General features: G+C 65.3%; 16 protein-coding genes, 1 tRNA gene and 1 pseudogene. 5 read left to right on the top strand and 13 right to left on the bottom strand.

Annotation, left to right across the window (positions count from 1 at the left end):
* Window positions 1-3 precede the first annotated feature (3 nt).
* Genes WAW85_RS01455 through WAW85_RS01445 form a run of 3 tightly spaced genes read right to left on the bottom strand, consistent with a single transcriptional unit; the run spans window position 4 to window position 1,467 of the window.
* The gene (locus tag WAW85_RS01455) at window positions 4-819 is read right to left on the bottom strand and encodes an MBL fold metallo-hydrolase (RefSeq protein WP_422557884.1); all 816 of its coding nucleotides are present in this window, start codon (window positions 817-819) and stop codon (window positions 4-6) included.
* 1 nt (window position 820) lies between these two features.
* Complete coding sequence (locus WAW85_RS01450) at window positions 821-1,303, bottom strand: RidA family protein (protein WP_422557883.1); 483 nt, start codon at window positions 1,301-1,303, stop codon at window positions 821-823.
* Window positions 1,303-1,467: a hypothetical protein gene (locus tag WAW85_RS01445; protein ID WP_422557882.1), complete on the bottom strand. Its 165-nt coding sequence runs from the start codon at window positions 1,465-1,467 to the stop codon at window positions 1,303-1,305. The genes WAW85_RS01450 and WAW85_RS01445 overlap by 1 nt, the downstream gene beginning before the upstream one ends.
* A 57-nt stretch (window positions 1,468-1,524) precedes the next feature.
* Between WAW85_RS01445 and WAW85_RS01440 the strand changes: the two genes are divergently transcribed.
* Window positions 1,525-2,541 carry an ArsA family ATPase gene (locus WAW85_RS01440; protein WP_422557881.1) on the top strand — a complete coding sequence of 339 codons (1,017 nt, stop codon included), beginning with the start codon at window positions 1,525-1,527 and terminating at the stop codon, window positions 2,539-2,541.
* Between the two features lie 2 nt (window positions 2,542-2,543).
* Window positions 2,544-3,641: an ArsA family ATPase gene (locus WAW85_RS01435; protein ID WP_422557880.1), complete on the top strand. Its 1,098-nt coding sequence runs from the start codon at window positions 2,544-2,546 to the stop codon at window positions 3,639-3,641.
* A 20-nt stretch (window positions 3,642-3,661) separates the two neighbouring features.
* On the opposite strand, the gene WAW85_RS01430 is transcribed toward WAW85_RS01435, so the two are convergent.
* Together WAW85_RS01430 and WAW85_RS01425 are read right to left on the bottom strand one after the other, a co-directional pair.
* Window positions 3,662-4,165, bottom strand: a complete 504-nt coding sequence (locus WAW85_RS01430; RefSeq protein WP_422557879.1) for a hypothetical protein — start codon at window positions 4,163-4,165, stop codon at window positions 3,662-3,664.
* 77 nt (window positions 4,166-4,242) lie between these two features.
* Window positions 4,243-4,578, bottom strand: coding sequence for a WhiB family transcriptional regulator (locus WAW85_RS01425; RefSeq protein WP_422557878.1), 336 nt, complete (start codon window positions 4,576-4,578; stop codon window positions 4,243-4,245).
* A 281-nt stretch (window positions 4,579-4,859) separates the two neighbouring features.
* Here WAW85_RS01425 and WAW85_RS01420 point away from each other — a divergent pair, with 281 nt between their 5' ends.
* Both WAW85_RS01420 and WAW85_RS01415 read left to right on the top strand, forming a co-directional pair.
* Window positions 4,860-7,310 carry a penicillin-binding protein gene (locus WAW85_RS01420; RefSeq protein ID WP_422557877.1) on the top strand — a complete coding sequence of 817 codons (2,451 nt, stop codon included), beginning with the start codon at window positions 4,860-4,862 and terminating at the stop codon, window positions 7,308-7,310.
* A 44-nt stretch (window positions 7,311-7,354) separates the two neighbouring features.
* On the top strand, window positions 7,355-8,341 hold the full coding sequence (locus tag WAW85_RS01415; protein WP_422557876.1) for a metallophosphoesterase: 987 nt from the start codon (window positions 7,355-7,357) through the stop codon (window positions 8,339-8,341).
* Between the two features lie 78 nt (window positions 8,342-8,419).
* Here the strand turns inward: WAW85_RS01415 and WAW85_RS01410 are convergent, their stop codons facing one another.
* The 3 genes from WAW85_RS01410 to WAW85_RS01400 all read right to left on the bottom strand — a co-directional run bounded on the left by WAW85_RS01410 (window position 8,420) and on the right by WAW85_RS01400 (window position 14,116).
* The gene (locus tag WAW85_RS01410) at window positions 8,420-9,346 is read right to left on the bottom strand and encodes a formylglycine-generating enzyme family protein (protein WP_422557875.1); all 927 of its coding nucleotides are present in this window, start codon (window positions 9,344-9,346) and stop codon (window positions 8,420-8,422) included.
* Window positions 9,347-9,355: 9 nt separating this feature from the next.
* Entirely contained in the window at window positions 9,356-11,608 is a 2,253-nt protein-coding gene (locus WAW85_RS01405; protein ID WP_422557885.1) for an arylsulfatase, read from the bottom strand.
* A gap of 261 nt (window positions 11,609-11,869) precedes the next feature.
* Complete coding sequence (locus WAW85_RS01400) at window positions 11,870-14,116, bottom strand: LuxR C-terminal-related transcriptional regulator (protein WP_422557874.1); 2,247 nt, start codon at window positions 14,114-14,116, stop codon at window positions 11,870-11,872.
* 121 nt (window positions 14,117-14,237) lie between these two features.
* Here WAW85_RS01400 and WAW85_RS01395 point away from each other — a divergent pair, with 121 nt between their 5' ends.
* Complete coding sequence (locus tag WAW85_RS01395) at window positions 14,238-15,308, top strand: AI-2E family transporter (RefSeq protein ID WP_422557873.1); 1,071 nt, start codon at window positions 14,238-14,240, stop codon at window positions 15,306-15,308.
* A gap of 76 nt (window positions 15,309-15,384) precedes the next feature.
* Here WAW85_RS01395 and WAW85_RS01390 read toward each other — a convergent pair.
* From WAW85_RS01390 to WAW85_RS01370, 5 genes and pseudogenes are all read right to left on the bottom strand, one after another.
* Window positions 15,385-16,631: pseudogene (locus WAW85_RS01390) on the bottom strand (IS256 family transposase).
* A gap of 129 nt (window positions 16,632-16,760) precedes the next feature.
* A complete protein-coding gene (locus WAW85_RS01385) occupies window positions 16,761-18,116 on the bottom strand; it encodes a DUF1254 domain-containing protein (RefSeq protein WP_422557872.1) in 1,356 nt (451 codons plus the stop codon).
* Between the two features lie 167 nt (window positions 18,117-18,283).
* A tRNA-Pro gene (locus WAW85_RS01380) sits at window positions 18,284-18,357 on the bottom strand.
* Between the two features lie 55 nt (window positions 18,358-18,412).
* Window positions 18,413-19,078, bottom strand: a complete 666-nt coding sequence (locus WAW85_RS01375) for a GAP family protein (protein WP_422557871.1) — start codon at window positions 19,076-19,078, stop codon at window positions 18,413-18,415.
* 92 nt (window positions 19,079-19,170) lie between these two features.
* The coding region (locus tag WAW85_RS01370; RefSeq protein ID WP_422557870.1) for a DUF2252 family protein at window positions 19,171-19,560 on the bottom strand (390 nt) is incomplete at its 5' end.

Genomic DNA, 19,560 nt, shown 5'->3' with positions numbered 1-19,560 from the left:
CCCTCACAGGCTGCGCAGATACTCCAACTGCGTTTTGACGCTCATCTTCGCCGCCGGCCACAGCGACTCGTCGACATCGGCGTACACCTTGCGGACCACCTTCATCGGCTTCGCGCGCTGCGGGCTGACCCGCAGCTCGTCGAGGGCCTGCCGGATCTGGTCGAGTCGCTCCTCACGGTGCGCCTTGTAATAGCGTGCCACCGGCCCCAGTTTCGGATGATCGGGCCCATGACCGGGTAGGAGATGCGCGTCCGATGCCTCGACGATCAGCCGGTTCAGGGAGTGGAAGTAGTCACTCAGGCCGCCGTCCGCCGGATCGAGCACTGTGGTGCCGCGCCCCAAAATCGTGTCACCGGTGAGGATCGCCCGCTGGTCTTCCCACTGCACCAAAAAACTCATCGAATCGGCCGTGTGCCCAGGGGTGTGCAGCGCGGTAATGCGCAGCCCCGCCGCATCGATCACCTCGCGGTCGGTGAGCCGCGGCGCACCGTGGCTGAACCGGTCGTCGTATGCGCGGTGCACCGAGCCGGTGCGCTTGCGCATCTTGGTGATCGCGCCGGTGTGGTCGTAGTGGCGATGGGTGATGAGGGTCAGCTCGACGTCGCCGGCGGCAGCGGCGATCGAGCGCACATGTCGACCCGATTTGGGCGGGCCAGGATCCACCACCACCGCGGTCGGACTTCCGGGGGCGCGCAGGATCCACGTATTGGTTCCGTCGAGCTCCATCAGCCCGGGATTGTCGCGGAGCAGCACCGACGCGAAGGGCGTCACCGGCCGCACCTGCCCGTAGGCGGGGTGCACTGGCCACGCTCCACTCATGTCAGTCGACCTCGACCTGGACGACCATCTCCACTTCCACCGGCGCACCGAGGGGAAGCTCGGCTACCCCGACGGCCGACCGGGCATGCACGCCAGCCTCGCCGAAGATCTCGCCGAGCAGATCGGAGGCGCCGTTCAGCACGCCGGGCTGACCGGTAAAACCAGGCGCCGAGGCGACGAAGCCGACCACCTTGACTACGCGAATGATCCGGTCAATGCCGACCTGCGCGTCGATCGCCGCGAGGGCGTTGAGCGCGCACAACCGGGCGGCCGCGTGTGCCTGCTCGGGCGAGACGACCCCCTCGGCGCCCTCGGCGACCTTGCCGCGCAGGGTCAACTCGCCGTCGACCACGGGCAACTGCCCCGAGGTGTGCACGAGGTTATCGACCTGCAGCGCGGGCGTGTAGCTGCCGACCGGAGTTACCACGGCGGGCAGCGCCAGCCCGAGCTCCGCCAGGCGAGCGCTCCAGCTTCCGGCCGGCATCAGTTAGTCGGCCGCTTCAAATAGGCGACGTGCTGCTCGCCGGTCGGGCCGCGCAGCACACTGACCAGCTCCCAGCCGTCGCTACCCCAGGTGTCCAGGATGTCTTTGGTCGCGTGCGTAAGCAGCGGAATGGTCGCGTATTCCCAGGTGGTGAGTTCACTCATAGTGCAACCTTATCGGTTGATTCTTCTCCCGGACACCGCGGTCGATAAGGTGAACTGGTGACGATAGAGCCGTTAATCGTGCAAGGAGACTCCTGGCCCGCGTTGGCCCGTGATGCCCGTCTTCACTTCGTGTCCGGCAAGGGCGGAACCGGCAAGACCACAGTCGCCGCCGCGCTCGCCGTCGCGCTGGCCGCCGAGGGCAAAAAGGTGCTGCTCGTCGAGGTTGAAGGACGCCAGGGCATCGCCCAGATCTTCGACGTTCCGCCGCTGCCGCCGACCGATCACCCGGTCGCCGCGGCCGAGGGCGGCGGCGGCGTCTGGGCCCTCGCGATCGACATCGAGTACGCGCTCCTGGAATACCTCGACATGTTCTACAACCTCGGATTCGCCGGGAAGGCGATCAAAAAGGTCGGTGCGATCGACTTCGTCACGACCGTCGCCCCGGGCCTGCGGGACGTGGTCATCACCGGCAAGATCAAAGAACGCGTGATTGCGACCGACAAGAAGGGCCAATTGCTCTACGACGTCATCGTCGTCGATTCGCCGCCGACCGGCCGGATCGGCAACTTCCTGGACGTCACCTCGGCGATGCGTGATCTGGCCAAGTCCGGACCGATCCGCAATCAGAGCGAAGGTGTCGTGCGGCTGCTCCACAGCCCACAGACCGTGGTGCACTTGTGCACCCTCCTCGAGGCCATGCCGATTCAGGAGACCATCGAATCCGTCGATGAGCTGACCGCGAAAGACCTCAACATCGGCGCAGTTTTCGTCAACCGGGTCAGTTCGGCCTATCTGCCGTACGACGCGCTCGACGCCATCGCCGAAGGCAACCTCGACGCCGCGGCATTGCGGGCCAGTCTGGCGCAGGCGGGGCTGCCGGTGAGCGACGACGACCTGACCGGCCTAGTCGCCGAGACCACCGACTACGCGATCCGCATGCAGTCCCAGCAGGTGGCGCAGGCCGATCTCGACGCCGTCGACGCCCCACAGATCACGCTCCCGGAGATCGACGAGCACATCGACCTCGGCGCCGTGTACCTACTGGCCGCCGCGATGCGAGAGGCAGGCGTCTAGCGATGACCGACTTGAAGATGAGCGGGGTCCTGCTTGCCCCGGAAACCACCGTGGTGATCTGCTGCGGATCCGGCGGAGTCGGCAAGACGACGACTGCGGCAGCGATGGCACTGTACGCGGCCGAGCGCGGTCGCACCGTCGCCGTGCTGACCATTGATCCGGCGCGGCGCCTCGCCCAGTCGCTGGGGATGAGTGAGCTCACCAACGAGCCGCAGCCGGTACCGATCAGCGGAGACAGCGGCGGTTCGCTGGACGCGATGATGCTCGATATGCGACGAACCTTCGACGACATGGTGATCGAGCACTCCACCCCCGAACGCGCCGAAGCGATCATGAACAACGCGTTCTATCAGACCGTCGCTTCATCGTTCTCCGGCACACAGGAGTACATGGCGATGGAAAAGCTCGGGCGGCTCCTCGAGGAGAAGCGGTGGGATCTGATCGTCGTCGACACCCCGCCGTCCCGGAACGCGCTGGATTTCCTGGACGCGCCGCAGCGCCTCGGCTCATTCCTGTCCGGCCGACTGATGCGGATGCTGATCGGCGGCGGCCGCGGCGTCGGCCGCGTGCTGACCGGCGCGATGAGCCTAGCGATGCGCGGTATCGCCACCATCATCGGCGCGGACATCCTGCGCGACGTCGCCGTCTTTGTGCAATCGCTCGACTCCATGTTCGGCGGCTTCCAAGAGCGCGCCGACCGCACCTACACACTCCTCAAACGGCCGGGTACCAGGTTTGTCGTCGTGGCAGCACCGGAAGCAGATGCCTTGCGTGAGGCAAGCTTCTTCGTCAGCCGGTTGGCGCAGGATTCGATGCCACTGTGCGGGCTGATCGTCAACCGCACGACACCGAACTTGACGGACATCTCCACACCGATCGCACAGGCAGCCGCCGAGCGCACCGACGATCCCTTGACCCGTGGTGTGCTGTCGATCCACGTGGACCGAGCTATCAAGGCCCAGCGCGAGCAGCACCTACTGGCCCGGTTCACCTCGGCCAATCCGAGCGTGCCGCACGTCGAGGTTCCGGCGCTACCGTTCGAGGTCTCGGACGCCAAGGCACTGCGCGACGTCTCCGCGCAGATCGTCAGGCTCGGCTGATCGCCGGGTTCGGCTGATCGTCAGGATCGGGCAAGCCGGACCGACTCGAAGTACGCCGCCGACTCCGGGCGGTACATCAGCACCAGGATCGCAGCCGACAGCACGAGGGTGATGACGGCGACGAATTCGAAGCCGCCGAGCAGTGTGTAAACCGACCCGAAGATACCGACGAGGCCGATAGCCGTGGCGGTCGGGCGCGCCCAGTTCTTGCCGGTGCGAGCGGCCCACGCCATCGTGAGCCAGAGCGCGGTGAGGGCGATCGAAACACCCACGGCGGCAAGCCGCCAGCTGCTGACGGCGCTGTCAATCATCTGCTGCGCATCGCCACCGCGCGCGGCGACGTGATCGCGATAAGTGTTGATGACGCGCGGATCGGTGCGCAAACTGCCGACGAAGGAGAAAAAGAAAATCCCGACGGACACCTGGAAGGCCGTCCCGACATACATGAGGAGCACCGCATAGCGGAGGGGCGATGGCAAGGTGCGCCCGAAGTAGTCGCCGGCGGCAGGTGACTGGTCACTCATGGCGCCGACGCTAGGCGAGCGCCATGCCGTATGCAAAGCGGGCGCGCGGTCCGCGCGCCGACCACCCCGGAGGAAGGTCAGTTGCCGAGCGTCACCGGAACCGCGGCGAGTCGCTGGCGACTCCGCTGCACTTCGAAGAAGTGCGCCCAGGACGTGACCTCAGGGTGCTGACGCAAGAGTGCGCGGCGCTGGCGTTCGGTCATCCCGCCCCAGACTCCGAACTCCACCCGGTTGTCGAGTGCATCGGCGCCGCACTCCAATTGCACCGGACAGTGCCGGCAGATCGTTGCAGCCTTGCGTTGTGCCGCGCCTCGAACAAAAAGGTCATCGGGATTGCTTCCGCGACAGCGCGCCTGCGCGACCCATGCGAGGCGAGCTTCGGAATCTCCGTTGGACAGAGGGGCCAAAGTCATTGCGGTACTCCGCCTTTCACCGAACCCATCGGCACACCCCGGGTATCGGGACATGCAGCAGATCATCTATGCGACGTAAGTCACACAAACAGGTTTGTTGTTGTGCAACTCACTGCGTTCAATCTATTGATTCGCGCGCGAAGAATGCAAGTCACGGTTAGATCAAGGCACGCACGCACAGAAACCAACACTCCTCCATGCAAACCCACAACCGACCGCCACGCAACACTTCCGGTGCGGGATCAACCGTTCGGATCACACGGCCACGTATCGTTGACCTCGTGCGGAAGACCACTAAGCTCCCTGGACTCGCGTTAGCGCTCGTGCTGGCGGGGGTGCTGGTCGCCGGACTCATGTTCCCGTTCGCCAGCGGCGCCGCCATGCTGTCGAACCGGGCGGCCGCCACCATGGAGAACACCTCCTCGGAACTTCTCAACGGCACCGTTCCGGAAGTGACGACGGTGACCGACGTGAACGGCGCCCCCATCGCGCTGTTGTATGACCAGTACCGAACGGTGGTGGGCTACAACGACATCTCGCAGAACATGATTCGGGCGATCATCTCCGTCGAAGACCGACGCTTCCTCGAACACGACGGCGTGGACTGGCGCGGCACCCTCCGCGCGGCAGTAAAGAATCAGTCGTCCGGCGAGGTGCAGCAAGGCGCCTCGACCCTGGATCAGCAGTACATCAAGAACTACCAACTTTTGGTGTTGGCCCGAACCGAGGCGGAGCGCGAGGCTGCCGTCGAATCAACCCCGGCCCGCAAACTGCGCGAGGCCCGGATGGCGATGGTCCTGGAGAAGACGCTCACCGAGCAGGTAGTGCGCGAACAGGGCGTCGACGAGGTCACCGCGAAGCAGGATGTGAAGAAGCAGGTCGTCACCCGCTACCTCAACATGGTTCCGTTCGGTAACGGCGCCTACGGCATTGAGGCGGCCGCGCAGACCTATTTCGGCAAGCCAGCCAAGGAACTCACCGTCGGCGAATCCGCGATGCTTGCTGGCATGGTGCAGTCGAGCGAGTCGCTGAATCCGTATACCAACACTGAAGGCGTCATCGCACGACGAAACCTGGTGCTGGACACCATGATTGAGAACTTTCCGCAGATGTCCGCGGAGCTGCATGCGGCCAAAGCGCAGCCTCTCGGAGTGCTGCCGGAACGGCGCACACCGGTACAAGGCTGCATCTCCGCGGGCGACAACGGCTTTTTCTGTGACTACGTCCTGCAATACCTGGCCGAGAACGGACTGACCCGATCGACAGTGACGCGCGGCGGCTACACCATCCGCACGACGCTCAACCCGGAGCTGCAGGCCAATGCCCTCCGCGCCGCCCAGTCGCAGTCGTCGCCGGACGTCGACGGCATCGCGAACGTCATCAGCATCGTTCGACCCGGAAATGAATCGCACGACGTCTTGGCGATGGTCTCCAGCCGAAACTACGGCCTCAACCAGCAGCGCAGCCAGACCGTGCAGCCGCAACCCTTCTCCCTGGTGGGCGACGGCGCCGGCTCAGTGTTCAAGATTTTCACCACCGCCGCCGCGATGGAGAAGGGCCTGGGCACGAGCGCCGTACTGAACGTGCCGTCCAGTATCGCCGTCACCGGGATGGGTAACAGCAACGGCGCCTTCGGGTGCCCAGTGAACGCGTACTGCGTCAAGAACGCAGGCGCGTATCCGGCCGCGCTGCCGCTCCCGCAGGCGCTCGCCCAGTCCCCGAACACGACATTCGTCGAGATGCTGCAGCAGACCGGAGTGAAGTCGGCCGTCGACATGGCCGTCCGCCTGGGTTTGCGCTCGTACGCGGTGCCCGGCTCGTCCGGCAACGGCGACCAGAGTCTGGCCGACTACATCAAGAAGGGCAACTACGGCTCGTTCACCCTCGGCCCGTTCCCGGTGAATGCGCTGGAGCTTTCCAACGTCGGCGCCACCCTGGCTTCCGGCGGCATCTGGTGCCCCCCGAGCCCCATCGTCTCGATCCAGCAGGCCAAGCGCGATCCGTACGGCAACGCGGTGCTGACGCCCGAGGGCCAGCCAGCGTTGGTCAACGTCCCGTTCAACCCACCCAAGTGCGAGCAGGTCGTCGAACGCGGTCTGGCCAGCGCGCTTTCCAATGCCCTCAGCTACGACGACCAGGGTGCGGGCACCTCGGCTGCAGCCGCCGCGGCAAGCGGCTGGACACTCCCCATGTCGGGCAAGACCGGTACCACCGAAGCGCATCGTTCGTCGGCCTTCCTTGGCTACACCAACCAGCTGGCCGCGGCCGCCTACGTCTACAACGACGGCCCGAATCCCTCCGGCATCTGCTCATCGCCGTTGCGCCAGTGTTACGACGGCAACTTGTACGGCGGGATGGAACCGGCGCAGACATGGTTCAAAGCGATCCTGCCGGTCGCCGAGAAGTTCGGCCCGGTTCGGCTACCCGCGAATGACCCGCAGTTCGTCCGCGGCAGCAACCGCGGACGCATCCCCAACGTCGCAGGCCTGCCGGTGAGCCAGGCCGTCCAGCGACTGCAAGAGGCGGGCTTCACGGTCAACGAGCTTGAGGTCGACAGCGGCAAGCCCAAGGGCACCGTCGTCTTCACCGCACCGTCAGACAGCGCGATGCCGGGCACCGCGATCGCGGTCTACGTGAGCAACGGCGCCAAGGGCGGTGGCGGCGGCGTCACCTCCAAGACGGTCACCGTGCCCGGAGTGGGCCCGGTGGTGATCGAGGTCCCCGAAGGCTGACGCGACTGCCTGGGGATTGTCCGGGACACAGGTATCCTGGAGCGATGGCCCGAGTCCGCGAAAACAACTCCACCCCACTCTCCTCGCCCGCGGCCCGACTGGCTGCCGGTGCGGCCGGAGCGGCGGCGGCGGGACTGGTTTACTCGACAGTGATCGAGCGCAACGCCTTCACCCTCCGAGAGGCCACTGCAGCAGTTCTCGAGCCGGGGTCCGGCCAGTTACGCGTACTGCACATCAGCGATATCCACATGCTGCCGCGCCAGCGGGTCAAACAAGCGTGGATCAGCGAGCTGGACGACCTGGAACCGGACCTGGTGATCAACACCGGCGATAACCTCGCCAACCCGGCCGCTGTTCCCGCCGTTGTGCAGGCGCTCGGCGGGTTGCTGTCACGCCCTGGCCTGTTCGTGTTCGGCTCCAACGACTACTTCGGCCCCACGCCGAAGAATCCGATGAAGTACTTCCGCAAGGACCATCAGCGCACCCACGGCGAGCCGCTGCCGTGGCAGGACCTGCGGGCCGCATTCTCCGAGCGCGGCTGGCTGGACACCACACATACCGTGCGCGAGCTCGAGGTGGCCGGAGTCCGAGTAGCGGCGGCCGGGGTCGACGATCCGCACATCGGCCGGGACCGATACGAGACCATCGCCGGGCGCCCCAATCCGCTGGCACAGCTGCGTCTCGGACTCACCCACTCCCCGGAGCCCCGGGTGCTCGACCAGTTTGCCGCTGACGACTACGACCTGGTGCTCGCCGGCCACACGCACGGCGGCCAGCTGTGCGTTCCCGGCTACGGCGCATTGGTGACCAACTGCCACCTGGATCGTTCGCGGGTCAAGGGATTGTCCAATTGGGGTTCGACGATGAAGCTGCACGTGAGCGCCGGCCTGGGCACCTCGCCCTATGCACCCGCCCGCTTCTCGTGTCGGCCGGAGGCGACCCTGCTCACGCTGGTCGCGACACGTTCCGGTGGCGGTGCGGACGAGACCGTCGATCAGTTTCTTCCGCAGCTGGAGAACACCCTCGCGTGATCCGGCACGATCCGACCGTGCCGACTCTCGGCCACGGGCACTGAGCGCGCCCGGGCCCTCCGGTACCGTCTGAGCCGTTCATCGACTGACTGCGCACCGGAAGCCGACATGCGACATGCCGGTGTCCTCCGCTTGTGGTGAGCGCGCTGCGGGGCGAAAGCGTAGGCAGTACGACGGGGAACACAGATAGGAGCCACCCTTCAGGACACGTCGGCCGTCGGAACTCTCGGTCACGGGGCGGCCCAAATCGGTGATGAGTAGGTTGTCACGGACCACTGCCCTGCGCGCACGATCATCCGGCGACAAGTGGCAAGGGGTGTACACGTCGGAAGTCCACTCCCAAACGTTCCCGATCAGGTCGTGGATCCCGAACCCGTTGGCCGGGTACGAACCCACCGGAGCTGTGCCTCCGACGCCGAGATTCTCGTAGGGAAACCGGCCAAGCCACGTGTTCGCCTGGGCGACGCCGTCCAGGTAGGGATCGCTACCCCAGGCGTAAGGTTGATTCCCCGCGGCTTTGCCGCGCGCCGCGTACTCGTACTCGGCCTCAGTGGGCAGCCGCAGACCCGCCCAGCGCGCAAATGCGGCCGCGTCCTGGTAGGCGACGTGCACTACCGGGTGGTCCATCCGATCGTCGATCAGCGAACCTGGACCGAATGGACGCCGCCAGTTCGCGTCCGGCTGCCAGCGCCACCACGCTCGCCAATCGCGCAGATCAACCGGCCCGTCGGTCGGGGTGAACACCATTGATCCGGGGACCAGATCTGCCGGGTCGGCCCCCGGGAACGCCGCCGGATCGAGGTCCCGCTCGGCAACAGTGCGGTACCCGGTCGCGTCGACGAACTCGGCGAACCGGGCATTGGTCACTTCGAACCGATCGATGGCGAAGGGCCCGACGGTCCGCTCGTGAACTGGCCGCTCGTCCGGGTAGAAGTCCTCCGATCCCATGAGGAACGCGCCACCGGGCAGCTCGACCAGATCAACCCCGGAACCCGCATGCTGCATATTGACCGGCTAAGCCTGTGCCGGCTGCAAGTATTCGACGCGCATCCGGGAGATCACTCCCTCAAAGGCGAACGGCATCCGGTCGGCGTATGCGCGCGACGGAGGTCCACCGTAGGCGCGGCCCACGTCCAAGCAGTCGTTGGCCGAGAACAGCAGCGGGACACTGATCGGCACCGTGCCCGAGCCGACCTCCTCGCCGTTCACCCGCAGCGTCACCCGAAGGGGCGATGCTGGACGCGGTTCGAGGACGGCGGTTTCGATCTCGATGGTCACCTCACCCGCAGGCAACGGCGTCGCCGCGGTGATGATCGTCCGTTGCATCAAGAACAAGTTGAACTCGAACGTCAAAACGCCGTCGACAACGAAGGCCGTGAGCCCGCCACCGGCGCCGCCCAGTTTGTACAGGACGCCATTGACGCCGTCTCCGACGGTGGCGTCGATCGTCACCAGGTTCGCCTTGGTCCCGAGGGCGGGAGCGCAGAACTCCGGGATCCGCGTGGTGTCACCCGACAACTCCCATTCGGAGTACGGGGGTGCGATTCGATCCTCTGGATGCATCACCGGAACCCAGAGGCCGCCGCCGATCGGGAGAGCATCGTTGCGTGCCGCCTCGATCGCGAACAGTTCTTTCATTTCGGCAAGGCGCTCGGGGTACTCGGCGGCAAGATCGTTCGCCTGGCTCCAGTCCTCGTCCAGGTTATACAGTTCCCACTCGTCCTGGTCGGGTGTCCACGTCGCTATTCCGGGCGGTGCGCCGGGAACCCACGGCAGGCGCGGACCGAGCGCCGAGGCGAGCCACCCATCGGAATAGATGGACCGGCTGCCCATGATCTCGAAGTACTGAACGCGCCTGCGCCCCTCGGCGGACTTGTCATCGATCGAGTAGGCGAGGCTGACGCCGTCGATCCGATCCTGCGGATTCCCATTGACCGTGTCCGGAGGCGTGATCCCGATGATCTCGTAGAGCGTCGGGGCGATGTCGATGACGTGGTGGAACTGGGTGCGCGGCTCGGGGTCGTGGTCGATCCGGCCCGGCCACTGGATGAACATCGGATTCCGGGTGCCTCCGAGGTGCGAGGCGAGCAGCTTCATCCCCTGATACGGCGTGGACCCGGCCCACGCCCAGGCAGCATGATACTGATTGTCGACCTGAGCGGATCCCAGCACATCAAGTCCGCCCAGTTCTTCTAGAGCCGCGATGTGCTGGTCGACGGTCGTCGGAATCATATTCTGGGCCAGTAATTCGCTGATGGTGCCATTCTGGCCTTCGCCCGACGACCCGTTGTCACCCCAGATGTAGACGATGATCGTGTCATCGAGATATCCGAGTCGCTCTATTTCGTCGATGACCCGCCCGGCCTGGACGTCGGCGTGCTCACCGAACCCGGCGCACACTTCCATGAGCCGGCTCTGGAACGGACGCTGATGTTCTGGAACGTCGTCCCAGGCCTGCAGGGAGTCGGGACGGGGCGTCAGCTCCGCATCCTCGGGCACCCATCCCGCTGCTTTGGCGCCAGCCAGCGCCTCCTCCCGGTAGACGTCCCAGCCGTCGTCGAAGGCGCCATCGTACTTGTCGGCCCACTCCTTCATGATGTGATGCGGGCCGTGGATGGCACCGGTCGCCCAGTACATGAAGAACGGCTGGTCCGGGCTGAGCGCCTTGTGATCTCGCATCCAGGAGATCGCGTCGTCGGCGATATCCTCACTCAGGTGATAACCCTCTTCGGGTGATTTCGGGGGCAGGACGCTCGTCGTATTGCGCACCAGGTTCGGCTCGTACTGGGACGCTTCTCCGGCCAGGAAGCCGTAGAAGTAGTCGAACCCGCTGCCGGTCGGCCAGTTGGTGTAAGGCCCGGCCTTCGTGGTCTCTTCGGCAGGCGTGTTGTGCCACTTACCCCAGGCGGCGGTGGCGTACCCGTAACCGCCAAGAACATCGGCAATTGTCGCGCAACTCTTGGGAATGTGACCGGAGTAGCCGTCCCAGTCGTTGGCGAGCTCGGCGATCTGACCGGCGCCGACATGGTGATGGTTGCGGCCAGTCAACAATGACGCCCGCGTGGGCGAACACATGGCCGTCGTGTGGAACCGGTTGTATCCGATGCCGGCCTCTCGGATCCGGGCCAGGGTGGGCGTGGCGACCTTTCCGCCCAGCGGCGCAGGGAGAGCTGGCCCGGCGTCGTCGATCAGCACCACGAGGATATTGGGTGCGGTTTCCGGCAAATTCCGCTGCGGCGGCAGCGGCGAGTAGGTCGACTCGGCCATGGTACGGCCGGCGAAGCTACCGGAGGGCTTCGGCGGAAACGGCAACGTGCGCGACACCGGCAACTGCTCCCCGACGACGGTGCCCCCTGCTGCGGTGTTCTGGTGTGTCGGTTCGGTGCTCAACGCGCACTCCTCGTCTCCCGCCTCGGCGGTTAAGTGGTCGCCCACGCCGGACTCGTCCCGACGCGAATAATGACGTTGCACGTAGCCTTGCGTCTGATACCGGGACCGTCATCATGCAGATCGGGTGAATCGATTCGTTCAGCTGCCGAGCAGACCGAGTTCCGTCGCGCGAGCCACCGCCGAGCTGCGCGAGTTGACCGCCAGCTTCCGGTAGATCGAACTGACCTGGCTGCTGGCCGTGTTCCGCGACACGAACAGTCGTCCACCGATCTCCGCGATCGTCAGGTGCGTCTGCAGGTACGGCAGCAACCGGAGTTCGGCGGGGGTCAGCAGCGCGGCCCCACCGGCGACCCCGTCACGTTCGAGGCCCGCACGGAACCGGGTGACCTCCTCGTCGAGCGCGCCCCCAACGGCACGTTTGGCCTGTAGATCATCGATCTCGCGAACCAGTTGCCTGGCCGCCGAGCGATCGCCCAGCGACACGTACGCTTTGGCCAATTGCAGGCGCACCCGGATCGACAGCCAGGGCAACAGGTAGGTGCACCCCGAACGCGCCCGCATCGCTTGCGTGAGCAACTGGCCGCCTCGTTCGGTATCGCCACGGTGCAGGGCGATCCGCGCGGCCACAGCCAGGGCCAGCGCGGTGGTCGAGTAGCCGTGCATCGAATGAGCCTCGATGCGTGCGACGGCGCAGTCGGCATGGGCGGCAGCGCCCGCCCAATCGTCGATCGCCATATCCATGAGCGCGAGTTCGGGTTCGGACAGAATCACCGTATCGGAGTTGTCCATCCGATCTGCGGCGACGATAGCCTCCTCGAATGCCGTACGCGCGGCAGCGGCGTCGCCGCACAGCAATTGCGCCGAGCCCAGCAGGTGCAATGCCTGGCCACGCCAAGGACTGTCGACGGCTTCGGAATCGACTGCCAGCCGCGCGTCAATCGTCACCGCCCGATATCCGTTCGGGCATCCGGCGGCGTCGATCATGGCGCGCGCCGATCGGAAGCTCTCGCGGTCATCGGCGGGGACCGCTTCTTCGTCTATGGCCTGCAGTTCACGGCTCCAGTTCTCACCGCCCAGTACCTCACCCAGCAGCATGGCACTCCACACCACCAGTACGGCAAGCCGCCAGTCGCGCCGAATCACCGGATCACCGAGCCTGCGGAACCAGTCACGCGCGAGTGCGATACGGCCTCGCTGATAGAGCGGAAGCGCGATCGCCGAGATCAGCTCCGCAGCCTGCTCTTGGTCGCCGGCCTGCAGGAGGTGCTCCACCGCCTCGACCGTCATCGCGTGGTCCCGTAGCCACTGGGCGGCGGCGCGGTGCAGCGCAGCGACCGCCTGTGCGCCATCAGTGCGCTCGAGATCAGCGAGCAAGAAGCCACGGAACAGCGCGTGATACCGGAACCACGCTCGTTCATGATCCAGCGGCACCAAGAACAAGTTGGCGTCTTCCAGCCGACGAAGGTAGGCACACGAATCGTCAATCCCCAGCAGGTCGTTGCACAGTGAGGCCGACATCCGTTCCAGTACCGCCGTGCGCCGCAGGAAGTCTTGCAGGTCGCGCGGGAGGCGGCGTAAGCACTCGGTATGCAGGTAGTCCGCGACGTAAACGTCCTGCCCCGATATCCGGGCGGTCGGGACACCGGAGCTGGCAAGCAACGCACTGAGATGCAGTCCGGAGGCCCAGCCTTCGCACAGTTCGACGACCCTGTCGAGTTCAGAATCGCTGACTCCGCAGGCCCCCGCCTGGCTGAAGATCTGACGCGCGGCCATTCGATCCAGACGCAGGTCCGGTGCGTCGAGCTCATAGCTTGAGCCATGCAACCGCAATCGCGCCAGGAACGCCGGTGCCGACCGTCCGGCGCAGATCACTTGCGAACCTTCCGGGACGGCTCCGAGCAGCACCTCCAGCACGTCGCCACAGGCTTCGGACGAAATCCGATGCAGATCATCGAGGATCAGCACAAAGGGCTCCGGCGCACGCGACAGCGCCGCCGCAAGGAGCGGCACCGAACGACCGAGCACTTCCGAATCGCCCGCGGGCACCCCCGATTCCACCGCACTCGCCAAAGGCGCGATCTCAGACACCGCCGAGGCAATCAGCGCCAGCACGAATCCGGCCTCGTCGTCGATCCAATCGAAACCCACCCAGCGCACTGGACGGTCCTCGGTCGCGGCCCACTCCGCGAGCAAAGTGGACTTCCCGTACCCCGCTGGCGCCGTGACCGTAACCACTTGGGCGCCGCTCCGGCGGGCCGCCCCCACGATCGGCGCCCGGCTGACCGATCCGGTCCGCCACTGCGGAACATGTGTTTTGGTTTCGATCAGAATGGACTCGGCCGCCGCTGCCCGCGCAGCATCAAGATAGTGGGCCACGTGCGTCATCGTGCAATTGTATGTCCCCAGTTCGCATGATCTGCGTGATGACGCCCCCATTCCCGGCCACAACGATGGAGACATGAACGACACTGCGCCTCCATCGCCGCCAACCAGTCCACCGTGGGCCATGCCTCGCGGCCTGATCGTCGTGCTGGGCATGGCCGGACTGGTGGTCAGCGTGGCCGGTCTCCGCTCGGTCGCCGATATCGTCGGCCCGGTGTTCCTGGCACTCATGCTGGTGGTGGCGGTACACCCAATCAGCCGCTGGCTACGGGCGCGCGGGTGGCCAGCATGGGTAGCCAGCCTGACCGTGATCCTTGCGGTCTATGCCATCCTGCTTGCCTTGTTCGCCTCGGTGGCATTCTCACTTGTCCGGCTCACCTCGATCCTCCCGCAGTACTCGGACCAGTTCGACAAAATAGTCCACAACCTCGAGCAGACGCTCAGCAAACACGGAGTGACCTCGGAGTCGTTCCACAATGCGATCTCGCACGTCGACGCGAGCAAGGTGGTCGACGCAGTCGGCGGTGTGGTCGGTCAACTGACGTCGCTCACCTCGACCCTGGTTCTGGTGATCGTGCTCGTGCTATTCATGGCCGCCGATTCGATCGGTTTCACCGACCGCATGACCGCATTACACGACGCGCGGCCCGACATCGCCAGCGCATTAAACAGTTTCGCGCTGGGCACCCGGAAGTACCTCGTGGTGACGACCGTCTTCGGGTTCATCGTTGCGGTCCTCGACGCCGGATTCCTCTGGTGGGTCGGTATCCCACTCCCGATTCTCTGGGGAGTACTGAGCTTCATCACCAACTACATCCCCAACATCGGATTCATCCTTGGTTTGGTTCCGCCGGCCATGCTGGCCTTGCTGGGCGGAGGGGTCAGCAAAATGGTGCTGGTCATCGTGGTGTACAGCGCTATCAACATCGTCTTGCAGTCGATCGTTCAGCCCAAGTTCGTCGGGGACGCGGTCGGCCTTTCAGCGACCCTGACATTCCTGTCACTGCTGGTGTGGGCGTTCATCCTCGGACCCCTCGGCGCCATCCTGGCGGTGCCATTGACCATCTTGAGCAAGGCGCTGCTCGTCGACATCGACCCGGCGACCAGGTGGGCAGATGTCCTTCTGACCGGGGGTTCGGCCGCACAAGACACCGAAGCCGCGATGGAAGCCGCCCAGCCCCCCGATGGCCGATAGCGGCCAGTCAGCCCTGCCGGACGCGGGGTCAAGTCCCGGGTAGTGGTGTAGCGCTGCGATCCTTCGTTGTTGCTGGTTAAGCGCTGAGTTCGAGAGTGGTGTCGGTGTTCACCTCGGTTCTGGTGTCGGGGACGGGGGTGAACCGGCTTTTGGCGAGGATGTCTAGGCCGAGGTAGCGGCGTCCTTCGGCCCATTCGTCTGTTTGTTCACCTAAGACTGCGCCGACCAGGCGGATGATCGCTTCGCGATTGAGGAAGATCCCGACGCTGTCGGTGCGCCGCCGCATTTCGCGGTTGAGGCGTTCGTTGGGGTTGTTTGACCAGATCTGCTGCCAGAGGCCTTCGGGGAATTCAGTGAAAGCCAGGATGTCGGCACGGGCGGCGCCGAGGTGGTCGTGGGCGTCGGGCGCCCTGGTGTCGACGTAGTCGAGTAGGCGGTCGGACTGGGCGTTGACCGCGTCGGCGTCGGGCTGGTCCTGTACCGAGTGCAGCATCGCTTTGACTGCCGGCCACAGGCTTTTCGGGGTGACGCTCATCAGGTTCGCCGCGTAGTGGGTGCGGCAGCGTTGCCATGCTGCCCCGGGCAGGTTCGCTGCGATCGCTTCGACGAGGCCGACATGAGCATCACTGGTGACCAGCCGGACTCCGGTCAGGCCGCGGGCGAGCAGGTCGGCGAAGAAACTGTTCCACACCACGGTGGTTTCAGCGGTGGCCACCGGCAGGCCCAGGACCTCGCGGCGCCCGTCGGCGTTGACCCCGGTCGCGACCAGCACGACCGCGTTGACCACGCGACCACCTTCACGGACCTTCATCGTTAACGCGTCCGCGGCAACGAACGTGAACGGGCCCGCATCCCCAGAGGTCGGTGCCGGAACTGCTCGACGTGCTCATCGAGATCAGCGGCCATCGGTGAGACCTGCGACTTCGACAGCGAGTTGATCCCAAGAGTCTTGACAAGCTTGTCCATGCGGCGGGTGGACACCCCGGCCAGGTAGCAGTCAGCGACCACGGTGATCAACGCTACTTCAGCGCGTTTGCGGCGCTCGAGTAGCCATTCCGGGAAATATGCGCCCTGCCGCAGTTTCGGTACGGCGACATCAATCGTGCCGACCCGGGTATCGAGGGCGCGGTGCCGGTACCCGTTGCGCTGGTTGGTGCGCTCAGCTGATCGCTGGCCCCATTCAGCGCCGCACACCGCGTCGGCATCAGCTCAGAGCAGGGCGTTGATCATGGTTTGCAGAAGCTCGCGCATCAAATCGGGCGCCGCATCGGTCAGGGCTTGGCTCAGCAAGCCCGAAGGGTCGACAATGTGTGGTGCGTTCATCGTGATGACTCCGTTCGAGTGGGTTGTAGGAGATTCCTCGAAGGATCACACGGTGACCGCTCCCGCTCCGAGCAACGACACGCTGCTCGATACGGTCCCGGTCACCGGGCTACACCACGCTATGGGGCACTACTGGACGCGGACCGGGCGCGGCGGCAGCCAACGTCCCTCGAGCACGGCCTCGGCCGGGCAATAGGTTCGCAAGATGCACTCGAAGTCGCCGTCGGGCGTGGGCAGCCAATTGGCTTCGTTGCCCCCACCCGGGGAGGACCGCTGCAGATAGAGGGTGATCGAGCCGTCGTCGTCACGCGTGAGGTCACCGAGCATCGGGGAGTTGATCAGGTACCGATCGATCGGGTTAGCGACCAGCAGGATCTCGGGCAGGCGATACATCGTCACCGACCAAAACGCCTGCACCGGAGGTAGTTGCCCTTCGTCGAAGGTGAGGGTGTATCGGTTCGCACCGGTCAGCGCGACCCCGTCCGAGTCTTGCTTGACGGGGAAGTATCGCGCTTCGGCACCGGGGAGGCCCAGAATGCCGACGACGGCGCCGGCCATCCGGTACAGGTAATTGTCGCCGAGCTCTGCGCGCGACCCGAAGAGATCTCCCGAGGACACCTCACCCGACAGGAGCTTCGCGACGACGTTCTGATTCATCTCAGCCCATGCGTCGGCGACACCGCCGGCGATGGCCGAGTGCTGCTCCGGGCTCAGCGATGCGGCGTCGAAATGCTCTCCCGGGGCGATACCGAGGCGCGCAAGCCGCTCGCGGATCTCCTCCTCGCCAGACATTGTCGGCGCCTGGCTGAGAACGAAGCAGAGCTCACTGAAGAACTCGAGTGATGTCCGCTCGTCGGCGACCGACAGCGGACGGTAGAAGTCAATCGGCGGGGCAGGTTCGGGCGCTGCGCGGTGCGTGAACTCGGACAACGGCATCACGCGATACTGGCTCTGGATCGCCGCGACGTTCGACACATCGTCGGGACTGAAGAGCTGGGTCCGGAAGAGCACCATCGCGTACGTCGTTGGGCAGGTGAGCACCCCGTCGACGCCCGCCGGGGTCTCGCCGCCCCAGTCGGGGCCGGCCAGCAGATAGCTGCCGCCATCGTTCCCGGTCGTCCGAGTGCCCAGCAAACCGAAGACATAGGTGTAACCATCAACGAATTGCACCGAGAAGTAGCGGCCGTCCTCGATCACCGGCAACGTGATCACCAGCGGCTCGGTCCGCAGATCGGCCACGAGCGAGCCGTACGGCGTGTCCGAGTTCGGAGTTTGGATCGTGGTATCGGCAGGCGTGTACACGCGCGCACTGCTGTGGAGCTGATTCCACTCGCCTTTGTAGTCGCGCCCGGTCCTATCGACCGCATACGAATGCACGATCCGATAGAGATCCACCATGGGAAAGCCGTAGACGTACGCGTCCTTGGCGATCGCCCGCATCTCGTCGAGGGTCAGGTCGTTGGTTGCTGCATTGAGGCTCGGCATGTAGGCCACGCTAGGAGGCGGGCGGCACGCGCGCGTCACCCATAGTGCACGAAATCCAGACCCGGCCTGGGTACCCGCGTCAGCGCCGCCGAGCAACACCGCAGAAACGAGGAGGCCCTGACCAGGTTAACCCTGGTCAGGGCCTCTTCTGCAATCTCAACCTTGCGTCGGGGTAGCGGGATTCGAACCCACGACCTCTTCGTCCCGAACGAAGCGCGCTACCAAGCTGCGCCATACCCCGGTTTGTAGCGATCAGTACGTTACCTCACCGCCGGTCGAGTGACCGAATCGGCTGGTCAGACCGCAAGTAGACCGCCGAGACCTTGACCAAAAAGGGTCACACCGAGCACCAGGAGGAGGACTGCCATGACTGCCTGGTTGTGTTCTTGCAACCAGGCACGGAGTCGGTCCAGCGGTGCCGCCAACCTGTCTGCGGCGATCTGGTACGCAAGCACCGGCCCCAGAACCGACGCGGCGGCGATCGCTGAGAATACGACGATCGCGACCGCCTCGTCGCCGCCAGTCAGCCCTGCGGTACCTATTGCCGTACCGGCCCCGACGCACAGCAAGAGGTTCTTCGGATTCACTGCGGCAAGTGCCAAACCCATACCGAATCCGGCAATCGGACGCAGGCTGTCGATTGTCGACATCCACTTCGGGGTCGTCGCCGCACCGTCCCGGCCGCGCCAGTTGCGCACACCAAGGGCCACCAGCAGGACACCGATCACCAGCTTCAGCCACGCGACCTGCGAATGGGAACCGCCGTCACCGGCAATCGCGCCGCTGAGATAGACCAGCAGCACGGTCACCGCGACTATGCCCGTCACCCAGCCCAGCGCGAACCCGACACTCGTCGTCCGGGCATGCTGCCCGAGCAGCATCAGAATCGCGGCGATAATCGGGATCGGCGAGATCGCGACACCGAGCCCCAGCGGTAGAAGCTCACCTACTAATGGACCCACCGCGCCTCCTTCGACCGACACTCCCGTCACCCGAAACGCTACTGGCGGCGGCACCTCATGCCATCACCCAATCCACGTGAACCGGGCCTGGCTCAGTACTCCAGCGAAGCCGAACTCAGGTCACCGGCCGCGATGGCCGCAACGAAACGAGCGTGATCGTCGACGTTGATGGCCGCATAGCGCAGCGACCAGTCAGCGATGGCCCGATCGAAGCTCTTGCCGAGACCGTCGACGTACTCGGCAATGGCGGTGCGGGCGGCGGTGCGGGCATGTGCTTGGGCCAGCACGATGCCGCACAGCGCACCGTACCAACCGAGCCGGTCGATCGACATGTCCTCGACCACCGCCGAGCCCTTGCCGTCACGCAACTGCCGGATATAGAAGTCCGAGGTGCCCATCGCATCTGCCGCGCTGCCATCGGGATTGCTGCCGAACCGCGGCGAACTAAACCAGCCGAGCAGGATGTCGCAGGACGCCTGCAG

This window comes from Gordonia sp. (in: high G+C Gram-positive bacteria) (genome assembly GCF_049299075.1).
Classification (GTDB): domain Bacteria; phylum Actinomycetota; class Actinomycetes; order Mycobacteriales; family Mycobacteriaceae; genus Gordonia.
The sequence above is the reverse complement of the archived record's forward strand: the minus strand, read 5'-3'. Positions and strand labels throughout refer to the sequence as shown.

Excerpts from the sequence above, each read along its gene's own strand:
- WAW85_RS01430 (WP_422557879.1), bottom strand. The coding sequence starts at position 4,165 with ATGAGTGACCAGTCACCTGCCGCCGGCGACTACTTCGGGCGCACCTTG.
- WAW85_RS01450 (WP_422557883.1), bottom strand. The coding sequence starts at position 1,303 with ATGCCGGCCGGAAGCTGGAGCGCTCGCCTGGCGGAGCTCGGGCTGGCG.
- WAW85_RS01395 (WP_422557873.1), top strand. The coding sequence starts at position 14,238 with ATGCCTCGCGGCCTGATCGTCGTGCTGGGCATGGCCGGACTGGTGGTC.
- WAW85_RS01425 (WP_422557878.1), bottom strand. The coding sequence starts at position 4,578 with ATGACTTTGGCCCCTCTGTCCAACGGAGATTCCGAAGCTCGCCTCGCA.
- WAW85_RS01410 (WP_422557875.1), bottom strand. The coding sequence starts at position 9,346 with ATGCAGCATGCGGGTTCCGGGGTTGATCTGGTCGAGCTGCCCGGTGGC.
- WAW85_RS01455 (WP_422557884.1), bottom strand. The coding sequence starts at position 819 with ATGAGTGGAGCGTGGCCAGTGCACCCCGCCTACGGGCAGGTGCGGCCG.
- WAW85_RS01445 (WP_422557882.1), bottom strand. The coding sequence starts at position 1,467 with ATGAGTGAACTCACCACCTGGGAATACGCGACCATTCCGCTGCTTACG.
- WAW85_RS01400 (WP_422557874.1), bottom strand. The coding sequence starts at position 14,116 with ATGACGCACGTGGCCCACTATCTTGATGCTGCGCGGGCAGCGGCGGCC.
- WAW85_RS01415 (WP_422557876.1), top strand. The coding sequence starts at position 7,355 with ATGGCCCGAGTCCGCGAAAACAACTCCACCCCACTCTCCTCGCCCGCG.
- WAW85_RS01435 (WP_422557880.1), top strand. The coding sequence starts at position 2,544 with ATGACCGACTTGAAGATGAGCGGGGTCCTGCTTGCCCCGGAAACCACC.
- WAW85_RS01405 (WP_422557885.1), bottom strand. The coding sequence starts at position 11,608 with ATGGCCGAGTCGACCTACTCGCCGCTGCCGCCGCAGCGGAATTTGCCG.
- WAW85_RS01385 (WP_422557872.1), bottom strand. The coding sequence starts at position 18,116 with ATGCCGAGCCTCAATGCAGCAACCAACGACCTGACCCTCGACGAGATG.